Raw genomic sequence first — 14,940 nt, 5'->3', positions numbered from 1 at the left:
AGTGAGGACATATGGAAAAAATCAAACAGTTCAAAGAAAAGGTTCTGGAAAATGTATCTAAAGTGATTGTGGGGAAAAATGATGAGATTGAGCTTCTCCTTACTGCTTTTCTTGCCCAGGGGCACATCCTATTGGAGGATCTTCCTGGCATGGGGAAAACCGTGATGGTACGTTCTTTTTCAAAGACTCTGGATCTTCCGTTCAAAAGAATACAGTTTACCCCAGACCTTCTTCCTGGAGACATCACCGGGATCAGTTTCTACAATCAGAAAGAAAAGGAGTTTGAGTTCCGTAAAGGACCTCTGTTTGCCAATGTGATCCTGGCAGATGAGATCAACCGTGCGACTCCCAGGACTCAGGCAGCTCTTTTGGAAGCCATGGAAGAGAGACAGATTACCGTGGATGGAGTGACAAGAAAGCTTTCTGAGCCATTTATTGTCCTTGCCACGCAGAACCCAGTAGAGACCTACGGCACTTTTCCGCTGCCGGAAGCTCAGATGGACCGGTTTCTCATGAGAATCAGCATGGGGTATCCGAGTCTGGAGGAAGAAAAGGTAATCCTGCGCCAAACCTTGGGCAATCTCCTGGAAACCCTCTCTTCAGTGGTAAGTGAGGAAGAACTGAAGATTCTCATTACTGAAGTCAAAGGAGTGAAATGCACAGATGAGGTGCTCTCTTATCTGCTCCAGGTGGTACGGGCGACGAGAGAAGATGAGGAGATCACCATGGGCGTAAGTCCCAGAGGAAGTATTGCACTTTTTAGAGCTTCCCAGGTGTCTGCTGCTTTTGACGGAAGAGATTTTATGATGCCGGAAGATGTGAAGAAGATGGCACCTTATGTGCTGAACCATAGAATCGTCAGTGAAGATGCCTATGGCGTCGCTTCAGCAATGCGTAAGATTGAAGATCTTCTGACTCAAGTTCCAGTGCCGCTGGAAGAAGCTGGAGAGGATATATGACTGGACTTTTCGTAATGCTCCTTTTGGTGATTCTTCTTATAAACAGAGTGCTTTTCTTGTACAGTGGAAGATTTCTCACATATAGAACGAGTACTGACAAAAAAGCATATGAAATCGGGGAGACCATTAAAGTCATGCCTGTCATTGAAAACAGAAAACCACTGACACTGCCCTTTCTTAAGGTGGATGAATATTATGATCCTTCATTTTCTGTGGAAGTGAACAGCTACAGCCTTGTACTCATGCCGTATCAGAGAGTCAGAAGAATCTATGAGCTGAAGGCTGCCAAGCGGGGGCTGTACCATGTGGAAGCGGCCACTTTGAAGGTAGGAGATTTTTTGGGGTTTTATGAAACCTACCAGGAAATTTCTTTGAAAGTTCCGGTTGTGATCCTGCCGGAAAAAAAGATGCTTCGGAAGATTGTGATTCCTTATCATAGTTTTCAAGGAGAGGTCTCGGTCAAAAGATGGATCATGGACGACCCGCTGATGATTCGGGGCATCAGAGAGTATACTGGTGCGGAGTCTCAAAGATACATTCACTGGCCCTCTACACTGAAACATGATCATCTGATGGTGAAGCAGTTTGACTTTACGGCTGAAAAAAGTGTACTTCTCTTTCTGAATTTGGAAACGGCAAAACCCTTTTGGAAAAATCCGGATCTGGAGGCGATGGAAAACGCCATTGTCATCATGCGCGCTGTCATGGAGGAGCTTACGAGTAAAAACATTCCCTTCAGTTTTGCGTCCAATGCCTACAATAATCATGCATCACAAAGAGGCTATTACTTTCCGCCAGGCCTATCAAAAGAAAGCCTGAGGAAGTACAACGAGATTCTTGGGAAAATGGGGAAAGTCATCGCCATGCCCTTGGAGGAATCCTTAAAAGGGTTCACCAGGAACAGACAAGCCTATCAGACCTTTGTCCTGGTGACACCAGGGATACTCAAAGAGTATCTTAGTCCGCTCAGATCCTTCTCTAAAGCCTTTGGCAGAAGTGTCGTACTGTCTGCACGAGAAGAGAATCTGAACCGGCTCCCAAAAGAAATGGAAGTATATAAAGGGGGATTTTAGATGGCGCTGCTTTTACTGGAACTCCTTAGAGTGTTCTCCCTGACCATATCCATTCTGATGATTCCTTTTGAGGTTGATCCATGGGAGGGGTTTTTTATCCTCTTCTACGCTGTAGGGATTTCGTCTTTATTTCTTTGGAGAAAATGGAGAAAAAGGCCATGGAATCTACTGCTGATCCCACTGCTTTTTGTGTTTCCTCTGCTCTTAGCTTTTACAACAGAAAGAGCATATTTTTCCATCGCTTACACTGGAGTGCTTTATGTGTACTATGATGTGAGGCTTGGTATACTGGACCCGAAAGACCTGTCACAACGGTTTAAAATAAGCTATGGGCTTCTTCTCTTTTTGGGTGTGACGGCCTCTATGGCTGAGGAAGTCCGTTGGATTCTTCTAAAAAACCTGCCCTTTTTGCTTTTGTACTTTTTCTCCACCATCCTTTTGAGTGTTGCACTAAGGCATCAGGAGGCGGGGATTGATCCGAAAAAAAGCAGAAACAGAATCCTCCTGTATCTCCTGGTGAGCATCCTTTTGTCAGCAGTACTTGGTACAGAGGAGGCCAGAAACCTATTCTATACTTTTTTACAGCAAGTTGGATTTGTATTGGTGTCTTTACTTTCATATATCGTATATCCTTTCGCCTTTGCTTTTTATGCCCTGTTTTCGAGACTCAAAGGATTCTTCAGGCCACCTCAGTTTGATGATTCACAAGGTGCTGAACTGGGGGAAGATTTTCAGGAAGAGTTCAGTTCTTTTGTGGAAAATGCAAGGGAGTACCCTGTCTTGAGGACTTTGTTGTCCCTACTTCTGATTCTGGCCTTCCTCTATCTTCTGTACCGTTTCCTGAGGAAAAAAGGGGAAAAGCCTGTGGAAGGACTGGAATATATTGAGCAGCGGGAATCTTTAAAAGAACATAAAGTGCAGAGAAGAAAAACTGTTCGGGAGAAGGAACCTGATGGGCTTTATGAGAAGCTCAGATACAGATACCGAACCTATCTTTTGAAGCTCAGGAAAGAAATGGAGATCCATCTCTATGATACCGCAGAGGATGTTGCGGTGAGGGCCGAAGAGGTCTCTTCTAAAGAACATGTGAAAATCAGAAAAATTTATCAGGAAGTGCGGTATGGTGAAAGAATTGTGACAAGGGATCTTTTGGATGATTTCAGTAGCTATTTGGAGGACAATCACAATGAAAAATGAGATGGATATCAGTCCGTTTTCTATACATGAAATAGAGTATGTGAAAAAAGCAGCCCGTCTTCTAGAAAGTGCTTTTCCTGATAGTTATAAAGGGCGTGGACTGGATGAGGTCATGGAGTGTCTTTCTGAAGAACGAGTTGCATATAAGGCCACAAAAGACGGTGAATTTCTAGGATTTGTCTCCGCGCTGGAAGCTTATAAACCCTACGGATGGGAACTCCATCCACTGGTTGTTGCAGATAACGCTAGAAAGATGGGTGTTGGCAAAAAGCTTGTGGAAGCTTTGGAGAAGACTCTTTCTGAGAAAGGAGTGCTGACCATATTTCTGGGAACAGACGATGAACGCTTTGCCACCAGCCTTTCCGAGGGGAATCTTTTTGAAGATCTTTATGCGAAGATGGCGAGGGTAAGAAACTACAAGGAACATCCCTATGAATTCTATGAAAAATTAGGATATCAGATTGTGGGTGTCATACCCAATGCCAATGGATGGAACAAACCGGATATTATCATGGCTAAAAACATAGGAAAGAGTGGAGAATGATATGACTAAGAAGTGGATCAAAGAAGATATCATGAAACTGATTGAACAAAGAAAATCTATACGAACATTTGAAGAGCGTCCTCTTACTGAGGCAGACCGAAAAGAGATCAGAGACTTCTTGGAGTCCTCAGAGAATCCTTTCCATGTGAAGGTGGAGTTCCGCTTTCTGGAGTCCCTTGAAAACACAACGAATCTAGGCACCTACGGAGTGATTAAAGGAGCCTCCAGTTATCTTGGAGCCATGGTGAAGGACGGTCCTTTGGCACTAGAAGCACTGGGCTATGAGATGGAGAGACTGATGCTGTTTCTGGTGTCTAAAAATATCGGCACCTGCTGGCTGGGCGGAACCTTTAAGAGAGAAGATTTCAAAGAAGCCATGGTGGTTCCGGAAGGATATCTTTTCCCAGCCATAACCCCAGTAGGGTACGAAAAAGTAGAGAAAAGCCTGACAGACCGTCTGGTGAGATTTATTGCCAAAGGAAATCAGAGGAAGCCCTTTGAGGAACTGTTTTTCAAGGATAGTTTTCAGAACTCATATCCCAAAGAAGACAAAAATCTTCTCTCAGACCTACTGGAAATGGTCCGTCTTGGCCCCTCAGCCTCCAACAAACAGCCTTGGAGAATTCTTGTGGAGGACCATGTTGTTCACTTTTATGAGAAGAAAACGCCAAGGTACAGCGATGCTTTCCCATATGACATCCAGAGGCTGGACCTTGGTATTGCTGCTTGTCACTTCCACCTGGGAGCGCTGGAGCGAAATCTCCAAGGAGAGTTCATCACAATGGGAGATGGTGAGAAAGACTTAGGAAAAGAAACGTTGTACCGTTTTTCCTATTTGTTCAAATAATCCACAGTGATTCAATTTTCAATAATTTATCACAGGATGAGGTATCGGGGATTCTTCCGTCAATAGAGCATGAATAATATATATAATATTCTTATCATTAAAATTTGTATACTTCTATACTAGAAGTATGAAAGTGGGGAATAAAAATGGAGAAGAAGAATGTAGTCATCCACGACAAAATCACCATCGGAATCAGTGCCTGCTGTATGGGATCGCCTGTACGCTACAACAACAAGGGGTGGGATATGCTGGCTACCCTGGGGCGGGAGAAGCAGGACTTCATGTGGTGCCCCGTCTGCCCTGAAACCATGTCTGGATTAGGTGTGCCTAGAGATCCTATACACCTTTCTGGAGGCGACGGACTCATGGTGCTCAGTGGAGAAGCCAAAATTAAAAACCGTAGAGGCAGGGATGTGACGGAAGAAGTTCTTTTGGGATGCGGCTCCTGTATGGAGACTTTAAAGAGAGCCAATGCCACAGCATATATCTACATGGATGGAAGCCCAACCTGTGGTGTATACAGAACCTCACTAAAAAAGCAGAAGCGGGGAAATCCTCCAGGGATTTTCGGTGCAATGCTTCTGGATGAGGAAATGTTTCTTATTCCAGCAACAGATGTGCAGAGCCCTATAAAATGGTGGGACTGGAGACGAAGACTCCTGGCGTTCCATTGGTTCAGATCTCTTCCTTTAGAGAATAAAGATGATCTCTATAAGGCCTGGTATGTGCTGAAATTCTTATGTCAGGAGATTGATGACACCTTTGCACGGGATCTTGGCAGAAAGCTTGCAGATCTTCCAAAGAATGTAGAGGAAGATACCATGAAGTCCATCCGGAAGGAGATTCTTGAGACCCTCCGGAAGCCATCCACTGTAAAGAAAATCACCCACAGCCTCTGGAAAAACTACTCGTACTATAGAAAAACCAAAGGTCAGGAAGTGGAGGGAATCAATTCACCTGATTTCAGGCGTAATGTCACAACCATTGCCAAAGAACTTCTGCTCATGGAAAGGACAGCTTTTGAGGAAGAGGTGTTTTTTGCGACATCGCCAGTGATCTACAGAGATAAGAGAAGGATGCCCAAAGTAGAAGCCTATGATGCTGAAATGGATGAAGAAATCGAGAATACTTTAAAGGGAATTCTACCAGAAGAAGAATAAACTCAGTATTCGTTAAATGTATTTCATATACTAGTGTAATTGTGAGAATTTTCCTTTAGAATATAGTTAAGCCAGTAAACAGTTTTCGTTTCCGGATGGTTTACTGGCTATCTTTATGCAGAAAGTGGGGCGGTAAAAATGAAGAAAATAATCGTGGCTGCTGTTTTGCTGGCTTTTGTGTTATTGGCAGGAATTGCAGCTGCAGTATGGTTTTCTGAGGATGAGGAAGCAGTCCCTGAAGTTCAAGGTATGAGAGCTTTATTTTCCTGGTCCTCATCAAATGTTGAAGACCGAACTCTCTTGGAAACCATGAAAAAAGCAGATCTCAATACTATATTCCAAAGCTTTTCAGCCGATAATGATAAGAACAGCATCGCTTTTCTGGAAGAAGCCGCTGCTGAAAAAATCACTGTCTATGCACTGACGGGCAGTCCGGAGTGGTCTCTGGACAAAAAAGGGAGCAGTATGGTGGAAAGGGTGAACCGGATTTCAGCCTTGAATGAAAAAGCAGCAGAGAGCGACAGAGTTCAAGGAGTCATTATGGATGTGGAGCCTTATCTTCTGGATGAGTTTAAAGGCAATGAAAAGGAGATTATGGAGTCCTTCATCCTGGGACTTGAGGCAGCTTATGAGAAGGCTAAGGAACACAACCTGCGGTTTGGGGTATGCATTCCCTATTATTATGACCACTGGGACCTTCAGGATGAACTGGATAAGATTGCCAAGGCTTCTGATTTCATGCTTGTGATGAACTATTACCGGGATCAAGAAATCGAGCATATGTCTTTCGAAGCAGGGCTGGCCCGTAAATATGAGAAAGAGATTATGACGATTTATGAGCTGCAAGCACCAGGGAAGTACGGTCTTACGGAAAGAAACACCTATTATGGACTTGGACTTGCGAAGGTGGAACAGAATTTTTCAAAGCTTCAGGCTTATTTTGGAGAACAGTCTGTATCCATGGCTTATCATGAATATAACGCATTAAAGGAGGCTCTGGCAGATGAATGAAGTGTACCGGGTGGAAAAGAAATACATCATTGAGCAGAGACAATACTATGAGCTCTCCCACTACCTGGATAAGATGATGATTCGGGATCAGAACAGTCAGGGAGAGGGCTATACCATACGGTCTCTATATTTTGACTCCATCGATGACCGTGATTTTCATGAGAAGGAAGACGGGATTGAAGTGAGAAGAAAAATAAGACTTCGAACCTATGAGACATCCCCAGACTTCGGTCTTCTGGAAATGAAAAAGAAACAAGGAGAAAGGCAGAAGAAATCTTCTATGAGACTACCGGTAGAAGACTGCAAGAAACTTATTTCAGGGGACTTTGGGGTTCTTCTGAAGTATCAGACTCCTTTTGCACTGGAGTGCTACAGCATCATGAGTATGCATGCGTACAGACCCAAATCCGTGGTGACCTATGAACGGAAAGCCTTCCTGGCGAAAGAGAATAAAATCCGAATCACCTTCGACCACCATATCCGCGGAACAGAAAGCAACTATGATATTTTTTCTGAAAGGTTCAACGAGAATCCCATCCTGGATCCATATCTGGTGATTCTGGAAGTGAAATACAATGGATTTCTTCTCGGATATATCAAAGATTTCCTGGATGGGGTCGAAAAACAGGAGCTTTCCGTGGGGAAATACAGTTTAAGCCGTGTTGTCAGCAAACATTATTTATTTTAAGTGAGGTGCACATTTTGAGGGAAATTCTACTACAAATGATTGAGCAGTCTGGTTCTTTGACGGTGAGAGACATCATGACAAACATTTCTTTTGCCACGTTCCTATCCTTAGCCGTATATGTTTCCTATTGGTATACCCATGTGGGGACAGCCTACAGCAAAAAATTCAATGTGTCTCTCGTGACACTGACCATCCTTACTTCAACGGTTATGACCGTCATCGGCAATAATATCGCCCTGTCTTTGGGTATGGTCGGTGCTCTTTCTATTGTCAGATTCAGAACTGCAATCAAAGATTCCAGGGACACCACCTATATCTTCTGGGCCATCATCATTGGTATCAGTACGGGTGCAGGGGATTATCTCGTGGCGAGCTTCGGCAGCGCAGTGGTTTTTGTCGTACTTCTCTTCCTTGGCAGAGTGAAAAATGAGAATCGGATTCTTCTCATCATCCGGGGCAATCGGGTAAAGGAATTAGAGATAGAAAGTGCAGTATACACCTATTTTCAGCATAAAGCCTTTTTAAGAGTCAAAAACACCACCCAAGACAGTATTGAGCTGATTTATGAACTGAGCCGTAAAGTGTATCAGACTTCCACAAAGAACAACAAAACCATTTCGGAACGGATTTATGAGATTGGCGAAGTGGACTATGTGAACATCATCACTCAGAATGATGAAATCAGCTGATGATTTATGAGATATAGAGTTATTTATGTTCTGATGATCATTGCCGTAGCGCTGATGGCCCTTGGGGTGTTTACAGTGGAAGAATACGCCTTTCATGCAAGAAGCTATCAGCATGAGTCCAGTGAAAGTGAGATCAGCCACACAGCAGAAGGGATCACCACGCACCTTCCGGTTGTTTCAATCCAAACAAAGGACCAGAAGATTCCAGGGACACCAGTGGAGAACCAGGAGAATGTCTATGAACTGGCGCCAAATGGAGAGAATTCCATCGTGACAGAATTGAGGATTCATACAGCAGAGGAAAGTGAGCCAGTGGATCTTCTTGCCAGAGTCCGCTACAGAGGAAACTCATCCAGGTATTTTTCTAAAAAATCCTACGCAATCCGCCTTGTCGATGAGAAGGATGGAGAAAGAAAGGAACCGCTTCTGGGCATGGAGAAACATGACGAGTGGGTTCTTCATGGACCCTATTTGGACAGAAGCCTTCTGAGAAATTATCTGGCCATGAATCTTTCTGGGGAAATCATGTCCTTTGCGCCGGATGTCCGATATGTGGAACTTTTTGTGGATGGCACCTATGAAGGAGTGTATCTTCTTATGGAAACCATCACCAAGGGAGAGGGACGGGTGGAAATTTCTACCCCATCCAGAAACAGCAGACTGACGAGCTATATTCTGGAGATGGACAGGCCTCTCAAAATGAAACCGGAGTTTACGCTTCGTGATTTCTTGACCTATACTTTCCGGACACAAGGAAAAGGGTTTGAAGTGGTCTATCCAGGAGCCAATCAGTATACAGAGGACCGGATCCGATATGTGGAGCAGGACTTTTCAAGAATCAGCAAGTATCTCTATGAACGGCCCTTAGAGGATTCCACAGAGGAGATAGCCAAGGTTTTTGATATTCAGGCATTTCAGGATTATTTTATCATCAATGAACTGTTCAGGAATGTCGATGCCGGATTCTACTCCACATTTCTCTATAAAGATGTCAGAGGACGTTTGACACCAGTTGTTTGGGATTTCAACAATTCGCTGGATAATTATCAGGAAATTTCGCATCCTGTCTATGGGTTTTCGCTCACTGGGGCAGTGTTTTTTGAGACCCTGTTAAAAGATGAATCTTTTGTGGAAGGGCTCCTCAAACGATATGAGTACTTAAGAGAAACGGTGCTGAAGGAAGAAAGACTGGTGAGCCTCATCGATGAAACAGTGGAATATCTAGGTACAGCAGTGGAGAGAAATGATGAAAGATGGGGCAGCATTTATGATCTTTCAAACTATAATGTCTATGAATATCTGGAGCGATTGGAAAGAAATGTCACAAGTCACGAGGAAGCTGTAGCCCAAATGAAAGAATATCTTTTGGAGCGCGGCAGATGGCTGGATGAACATATGGTGACTTTGAAACAATACAGTCATCCATCACGGAATGCTTTTGAAATGATACGTTAGGAGGGAACCGGTTGAAGAAGTTTTTATTTTCAGTGCTTGCTGCTTTGCTAGTGACGGCTGGTTTTCTGTTTCTGTACTTTATGCAGGGCTTTTTTATACCGATGAATGAAACGGAAAAGGCTTCTGTACCTTTTAAGGCGGAGAATGGTCTATATTATGTGGAGAATCAGGGTGTTTATGAACCGATCCAAGTAAAAGGAATCCATGTGGGGCAGGCAGAAGCCTTCCACAATGCACTGGACTTTTCTACGAAAAAAGAGACGTTTCTCGTATGGTTTCAGGATATTCAACGATTGGGAGCCAATACAATAAAAATAAATACAGTGTATCACCAGGCTTTTTATGATGCGCTCTATGAGTTCAATACAAACAGTGAAGAGCCTCTTTATCTTCTCCAGGGAATCAGACCTTCAGAGAGTGATGCCCTTTGGGATAAAGACGGATATCACCCAGAATTTCTGGATCGCCTGAAGCGGGATGGAAGAAAAGCTGTAGATGTCATTCATGGAAGAAAGATTGCGCTAAATGACACACGAACAGGTAATGGTCTTTTTATGAAAGATGTTTCTCCATGGGTGCTGGGGTTTTTGCTGGGAGATGAATGGAACCTTGATCTTATGGCCTACACCAACGAAAATGAAGGCAATCCAGATGAGTTTACAGGTACTTATATCAAAACAGATGGAGCCAATGCCTTTGAGGTACTTCTGGCAGAAATCATGGATGATATGATGGGGTATGAAACCGGAAAATATGGGGATCAGAGGCCTATAAGCTTTGTGAGCTCCTCGATCTATGACCCTTTTGTCTACGAGGAGTCCTTTGCAGAGCTTATTGGAAAATACAACAGACTGGATATAGAGCATCTTAATGCCACGTCCCGGAATGAAGCAGGACTCTTTGCAGCCTATCAGTATGATGGAGTCTCCGATACAAGACTGCAGCACTTGGCAAATAACGAGATGAACCGCACTCTTCTTCAAAGCGGTTATGGTAAGAGCTATTTGAGTCTTCTAAAGAAGCATCATGAAAAAACATTGATGATTGTAAACTTTAATGTATCCAGTGCCAGAAACACCGTGGATCATCCTGAAGGAGTCACAGAAAGAAGGCAAGGGGAAGAGATGGTTGCTCTTCTTGAAAGGTTTGAAGCATCTGGGATAGACCACGCTGTGCTCCACTCCTGGCAGGACACCTGGTATCTTAGAACCTGGAATACGGCCTATGGCTTGGATGCTCAGATGGAAAGTCTCTGGCAGAACAGCCTAACAGAAACAGAGCACTATGGGCTTGCTGTTTTTGAACCCTATCGCGGAGAAACCCTTATGAGGGTGGATGGCAAGAAAGATGATTTTGAAGACATTGATTTTATGGAAAAAGAGGGGTTCCGCTACGCGGTGACCCGAGACCATAATTACCTGTACCTGTTCATGGAAGGAAAATCCTTTGAAAAGGAGAAGATGGTCATTGGGCTTGATTTCCTCGAAGATGTGGGCACGAAGAGCCCTGCAGGATATGGTGTGACCTTTGACCAGGGTGCTGATTTTCTTCTGGTACTGGATGGCAAGGAGAACACAGAACTCCTGGTTCAGGAACGTTACAGCAGCATTCGTCCTCAGTTTCTGGAAAGGCTGAAATCGGTCAATCCTTATGTGCTGAAGCCTCGTAAAGACAGCAGCAAAATGGTGCCCATCCAGATGGTCCGAAGATATACCGAAGAGGAGATTGACCTTTTTAGTGAACGTCCACTGAGTTACTACACAAGCTTTACTGTTGGCGCATTCACCTATGGACAGGGAAACCCGGATGCGGATGATTATGTGTCCACCACAGATTTCTACTTTGGAGAAGAGAGCGTGGAAATTCGTATTCCCTATGGACTTCTTAATTTTTACAATCCTTTGGATGGAATGATCCATGAGGACTATTATGATCATTTCGGTGTTGAGCCACTAAAAATAAGAAAGTTCAACATCGGTATTGGCTCTGAAAATCAGGAGATTCAGATGGACACCATTAAGCTCTCACCACTTCAGCGAAGTGCTGAGGTTCAGTTCAGGCTGAAAGAGTCTTATGAGATTCTGAAGTCTTATTGGGAGGGGAGCAGATGATCGTCAATGTGATTCTTTATAGTTATTTTTTCATCTGTATGCTCATTCTCTCCTATACCGTGTTTTATATCTTTTACAATTATTATCGTAAATTTGTGAACCGAAGAGTGGAGAATAAGTGGAAAGTTCTCGTTTCACAGCAGATTCAGAGGCAGAGCAAAACAGCTGCAATGGATAAAAGCTTCAGAAAACGGATGGAAAGAGACCTGAAAAAGCCGGGCAATCTCATGAATTTTCATCTGGCCCTGGAAAGCTTCAACAGCAAGGAAGAGTCTTTCAGGATGTTTCTTCATGATATGGAGGATTCTATCGTAAAACTTGCCATGCATTATGGAACCAAAGGTGTCATGGAGAAGTCCTATTTTTGTCAGTTCTTTTCTGCGTTCAATAAGGGGCAGTGGTCACAGGAAAAACTTCTCTATGTATTTCTGGAGTATCTGAAGCCATCTACGGTTTATGTCAGAGAAAGTGTGCTGAAGGCGATCTACAGCTGTGGACATGAGGAGTGGGTACTTCGGTTTTTCTCTATTCTCACGGATGAAAACTGGTTCCACCATCCCAAGCTTCTTGGGGACGGTCTGGTTCTTTTTACAGGAGACCGGGAAAACCTCGCAAAGGCATTATGCGAGAAAAGAGATACCTACAGTGATTTCATTCAGCAGGGGATCATTCAGTTCATATCTCTCACCAGCGAACGCTATAAGGAAGAAATGCTCCAGTGTGCAGTGGATGAGTCGAAAAATCTGGAGATCCGTCTGGCTGCACTACGGTATCTTAAAAAGTATCCCTATGAAAAGGCAAGACCGTTACTGTATAATTACCTGCTGAACAGAGAAAATCTATATCAGCTCCGGGTAGTTTCGGCAAGAACTCTGGGCAGCTATAAGGCAAAAGAAACGGTGGAAGTGCTGAAAGAAGCGCTCCGAGATCCCAATTGGTACGTGAGATTCAATGTCAGCGAATCTCTCCTTGAACTGAAGGTGAACCTGGTGGATTTGAAGGATGTTTTTCTGGATGAAGACAGATATGCAAAAGACATTCTGCTTTATCGGATCAGTGAAAGGAGGGGGAAATAAGTGCTTTTTTTTGAAAACCTGGTACAGACCATTGGGTATTTTTTTCTCATCTATATGCTGATTTATACGACCTATCTGATCATCACCGTCTTATTCGGTGCGATACAGCTTTATACCCAAGACCGGATGATCCGCTATAGAAATGAGCTGAAACACGGCTACTACGTGCCCATCTCCCTTCTGGTTCCGGCCTACAATGAGGAGATCACCATCGTGGACAGTGTCAGCAGTCTTTTGAATCTTGAGTACAAGCTCTATGAACTGGTCATTGTGGATGATGGATCTAAAGATAAAACATCAGAAACGCTGATCCAAGCTTTTCAGATGAAGAGAACCAGGCGTCCCATCCAGATGCGCATTCCGTGCAAGAAGGTGCTGGAGGTTTATGAAACTACCTATAATAATATCCAGATAACCCTTGTCATCAAAGAGAATGGGGGAAAGGGAGACGCGCTTAATGCTGCGGCGAACCTATCCCGGTATCCATATGTGGTCTCCATTGATGCGGACTCTCTTTTACAAAGGGATTCACTGGAGAAAATCATACAGCCGATTCTAAGAGATGAACGTATTGTTGCTGTGGGGGGAATGATCAGAATTGCGCAAACGGTCCTCATGGATAAAGGAAAAGTCATTGACTACCATGTACCCTGGAATCCCATCGTGGGGATGCAGGTGGTAGAGTATGACCGCTCATTCCTTGCTTCCAGGATTTTTCTGGATCAGTTCAATGCGAATCTCATCATATCTGGGGCCTTCGGGCTGTTTAAAAAAGAAGTGCTCATTGCTGTGGGCGGGTATAGCACAGATACCTTGGGAGAGGATATGGAGCTTGTGATGAAAATCAATAACTTCTGTATCAACAACCAAAAGAAATGCAGGCTCGCCTATGAACCAAGAGCCATCTGCTGGAGTCAGTCTCCTTCTTCCCTGAAAGATATCATCAAGCAGAGGAAGAGGTGGTATCTAGGTCTATTCCAGTCTCTGTGGCAGTACAGAGCCATGATCAATCCCTTTAAAGCGGGATTCCCCAGAATGTTTTCTTATCTTTATTATGTTCTGTTTGAGCTTCTTTCACCGTTTATAGAGATCATAGGTCTGATCAATATTGTCCTAGCCTGGCAGCTGAATCTCCTCTTTGTGCCCTTTATGATCAGGCTTTTCATCATTTATACGGTGTATAATGTGATACTCTCCATTACAGCGTTTTTCCAAAGAGTATACAGCCAAGGGATAAAGCTTCACTTCTCTGATATCATCAAGGCACTGATCATGGTAACGCTGGAAACGGCGATTTACCGCTATGTGCTGTCTTTTGTCAGAGCTACGGCATTCATTGGCTATAAGAGAAAAAGAACTTCCTGGGGACAGATCCAAAGAACCAAACAGAATTACGTATAAGTTTTAAAAAGAATCGGGCAGCTCCCTCATGGAGCACACTGCCTGATTCTTTTGGTATAATGAGACTATCCAACGAGCATTATGCAAAGGAGCGTATGATGAAAGAAATCTTCAAAACAGAAAATCTTCGTTTTTTAAATATGCTGTCCTATAAAGACATTGCCATCCCAAGAACAGGCATGACCTTTATCAAAGGTCCCAGCGGAGCGGGGAAGAGCAGCCTTTTGAAGCTTCTTAACGCCAGTGCCAGTCCAAGCAGCGGCTCCATCTATTATGAGGGAAAAGAGCTGGAGAGCTTTGATACGGTGGAGCTGAGAAAAGAAGTGATTCTCATCGGACAGAGTGTGTATCTCTTTGATGAGTCCATCGAAGAGAATTTCAGGCTTTATTACAGTTATCGGGATCTTCCTGCGCCGGATGAAGAAACCATGCTTAGCTATTTAAGATTATGTGAAGCGGATTTTGGGCTTCTCAAATCCTGTGTATCTCTGTCCGGAGGAGAACGTCAAAGGGTCTATATCGCCATCTATCTTTCTTTCCTTCCCAAGGTGCTTCTTCTGGACGAGCCTACGTCGGCACTGGATCTTAAGACGGCCAGGATGCTCTTGAAGAACCTGAAAGAGTTCGCAGCAGAAAAAGAGATGACGATGATTGTGGTAAGCCATGATGATGCGTTGGCTGAAGAATTCTCAGACCATCTTGTCAGCATCACGAGAGAGGAGGCGTAGA

General features: G+C 43.9%; 14 protein-coding genes. All 14 read left to right on the top strand.

Annotated features, from left to right (window positions below; translation table 11 throughout):
- Positions 1-11 precede the first annotated feature (11 nt).
- The 14 genes from BM243_RS10090 (at position 12) to BM243_RS10025 (ending at position 14,939) form a co-directional block, all read left to right on the top strand.
- Positions 12-959 carry an AAA family ATPase gene (locus BM243_RS10090; RefSeq protein ID WP_074912243.1) on the top strand — a complete coding sequence of 316 codons (948 nt, stop codon included), beginning with the start codon at positions 12-14 and terminating at the stop codon, positions 957-959.
- Positions 956-2,032, top strand: coding sequence for a DUF58 domain-containing protein (locus tag BM243_RS10085; protein ID WP_074912242.1), 1,077 nt, complete (start codon positions 956-958; stop codon positions 2,030-2,032). Before BM243_RS10090 ends, BM243_RS10085 begins: the two co-directional genes overlap by 4 nt.
- Positions 2,033-3,229 (top strand): hypothetical protein, encoded by a 1,197-nt coding sequence (locus tag BM243_RS10080; RefSeq protein ID WP_074912241.1) that lies wholly within the window; start codon positions 2,033-2,035, stop codon positions 3,227-3,229.
- A gap of 1 nt (position 3,230) precedes the next feature.
- Entirely contained in the window at positions 3,231-3,773 is a 543-nt protein-coding gene (locus BM243_RS10075) for a GNAT family N-acetyltransferase (RefSeq protein ID WP_074912285.1), read from the top strand.
- A 1-nt stretch (position 3,774) separates the two neighbouring features.
- Entirely contained in the window at positions 3,775-4,620 is an 846-nt protein-coding gene (locus BM243_RS10070) for a nitroreductase family protein (RefSeq protein ID WP_083422744.1), read from the top strand.
- 146 nt (positions 4,621-4,766) lie between these two features.
- On the top strand, positions 4,767-5,780 hold the full coding sequence (locus BM243_RS10065; protein WP_074912240.1) for a 2-thiouracil desulfurase family protein: 1,014 nt from the start codon (positions 4,767-4,769) through the stop codon (positions 5,778-5,780).
- Positions 5,781-5,918: 138 nt separating this feature from the next.
- A complete protein-coding gene (locus BM243_RS10060) occupies positions 5,919-6,791 on the top strand; it encodes a hypothetical protein (RefSeq protein ID WP_074912239.1) in 873 nt (290 codons plus the stop codon).
- On the top strand, positions 6,784-7,479 hold the full coding sequence (locus BM243_RS10055) for a polyphosphate polymerase domain-containing protein (RefSeq protein ID WP_074912238.1): 696 nt from the start codon (positions 6,784-6,786) through the stop codon (positions 7,477-7,479). Before BM243_RS10060 ends, BM243_RS10055 begins: the two co-directional genes overlap by 8 nt.
- Positions 7,480-7,484: 5 nt before the next feature.
- Complete coding sequence (locus BM243_RS10050; RefSeq protein ID WP_242943541.1) at positions 7,485-8,168, top strand: DUF4956 domain-containing protein; 684 nt, start codon at positions 7,485-7,487, stop codon at positions 8,166-8,168.
- A 6-nt stretch (positions 8,169-8,174) separates the two neighbouring features.
- On the top strand, positions 8,175-9,623 hold the full coding sequence (locus tag BM243_RS10045) for a CotH kinase family protein (protein ID WP_074912236.1): 1,449 nt from the start codon (positions 8,175-8,177) through the stop codon (positions 9,621-9,623).
- 11 nt (positions 9,624-9,634) lie between these two features.
- On the top strand, positions 9,635-11,734 hold the full coding sequence (locus BM243_RS10040) for a hypothetical protein (protein WP_074912235.1): 2,100 nt from the start codon (positions 9,635-9,637) through the stop codon (positions 11,732-11,734).
- A complete protein-coding gene (locus tag BM243_RS10035; protein WP_074912234.1) occupies positions 11,731-12,810 on the top strand; it encodes a HEAT repeat domain-containing protein in 1,080 nt (359 codons plus the stop codon). The genes BM243_RS10040 and BM243_RS10035 overlap by 4 nt, the downstream gene beginning before the upstream one ends.
- Complete coding sequence (locus BM243_RS10030) at positions 12,811-14,211, top strand: glycosyltransferase family 2 protein (RefSeq protein ID WP_242943540.1); 1,401 nt, start codon at positions 12,811-12,813, stop codon at positions 14,209-14,211.
- A 95-nt stretch (positions 14,212-14,306) separates the two neighbouring features.
- Positions 14,307-14,939, top strand: a complete 633-nt coding sequence (locus BM243_RS10025; RefSeq protein ID WP_242943539.1) for an ABC transporter ATP-binding protein — start codon at positions 14,307-14,309, stop codon at positions 14,937-14,939.
- Position 14,940: the final 1 nt, after the last annotated feature.

This window comes from Proteiniclasticum ruminis, assembly GCF_900115135.1.
Lineage (GTDB): Bacteria > Bacillota > Clostridia > Clostridiales > Clostridiaceae > Proteiniclasticum > Proteiniclasticum ruminis_A.
This window is presented reverse-complemented; position numbering and strand designations above follow the sequence as displayed.

Bases quoted from the DNA above. Each gene is read 5' to 3' on its own strand.
- BM243_RS10090 (WP_074912243.1), top strand. From the start codon at position 12: ATGGAAAAAATCAAACAGTTCAAAGAAAAGGTTCTGGAAAATGTATCT.
- BM243_RS10085 (WP_074912242.1), top strand. From the start codon at position 956: ATGACTGGACTTTTCGTAATGCTCCTTTTGGTGATTCTTCTTATAAAC.
- BM243_RS10080 (WP_074912241.1), top strand. From the start codon at position 2,033: ATGGCGCTGCTTTTACTGGAACTCCTTAGAGTGTTCTCCCTGACCATA.
- BM243_RS10075 (WP_074912285.1), top strand. From the start codon at position 3,231: ATGGATATCAGTCCGTTTTCTATACATGAAATAGAGTATGTGAAAAAA.
- BM243_RS10070 (WP_083422744.1), top strand. From the start codon at position 3,775: ATGACTAAGAAGTGGATCAAAGAAGATATCATGAAACTGATTGAACAA.
- BM243_RS10065 (WP_074912240.1), top strand. From the start codon at position 4,767: ATGGAGAAGAAGAATGTAGTCATCCACGACAAAATCACCATCGGAATC.
- BM243_RS10060 (WP_074912239.1), top strand. From the start codon at position 5,919: ATGAAGAAAATAATCGTGGCTGCTGTTTTGCTGGCTTTTGTGTTATTG.
- BM243_RS10055 (WP_074912238.1), top strand. From the start codon at position 6,784: ATGAATGAAGTGTACCGGGTGGAAAAGAAATACATCATTGAGCAGAGA.
- BM243_RS10045 (WP_074912236.1), top strand. From the start codon at position 8,175: ATGAGATATAGAGTTATTTATGTTCTGATGATCATTGCCGTAGCGCTG.
- BM243_RS10035 (WP_074912234.1), top strand. From the start codon at position 11,731: ATGATCGTCAATGTGATTCTTTATAGTTATTTTTTCATCTGTATGCTC.
- BM243_RS10025 (WP_242943539.1), top strand. From the start codon at position 14,307: ATGATGAAAGAAATCTTCAAAACAGAAAATCTTCGTTTTTTAAATATG.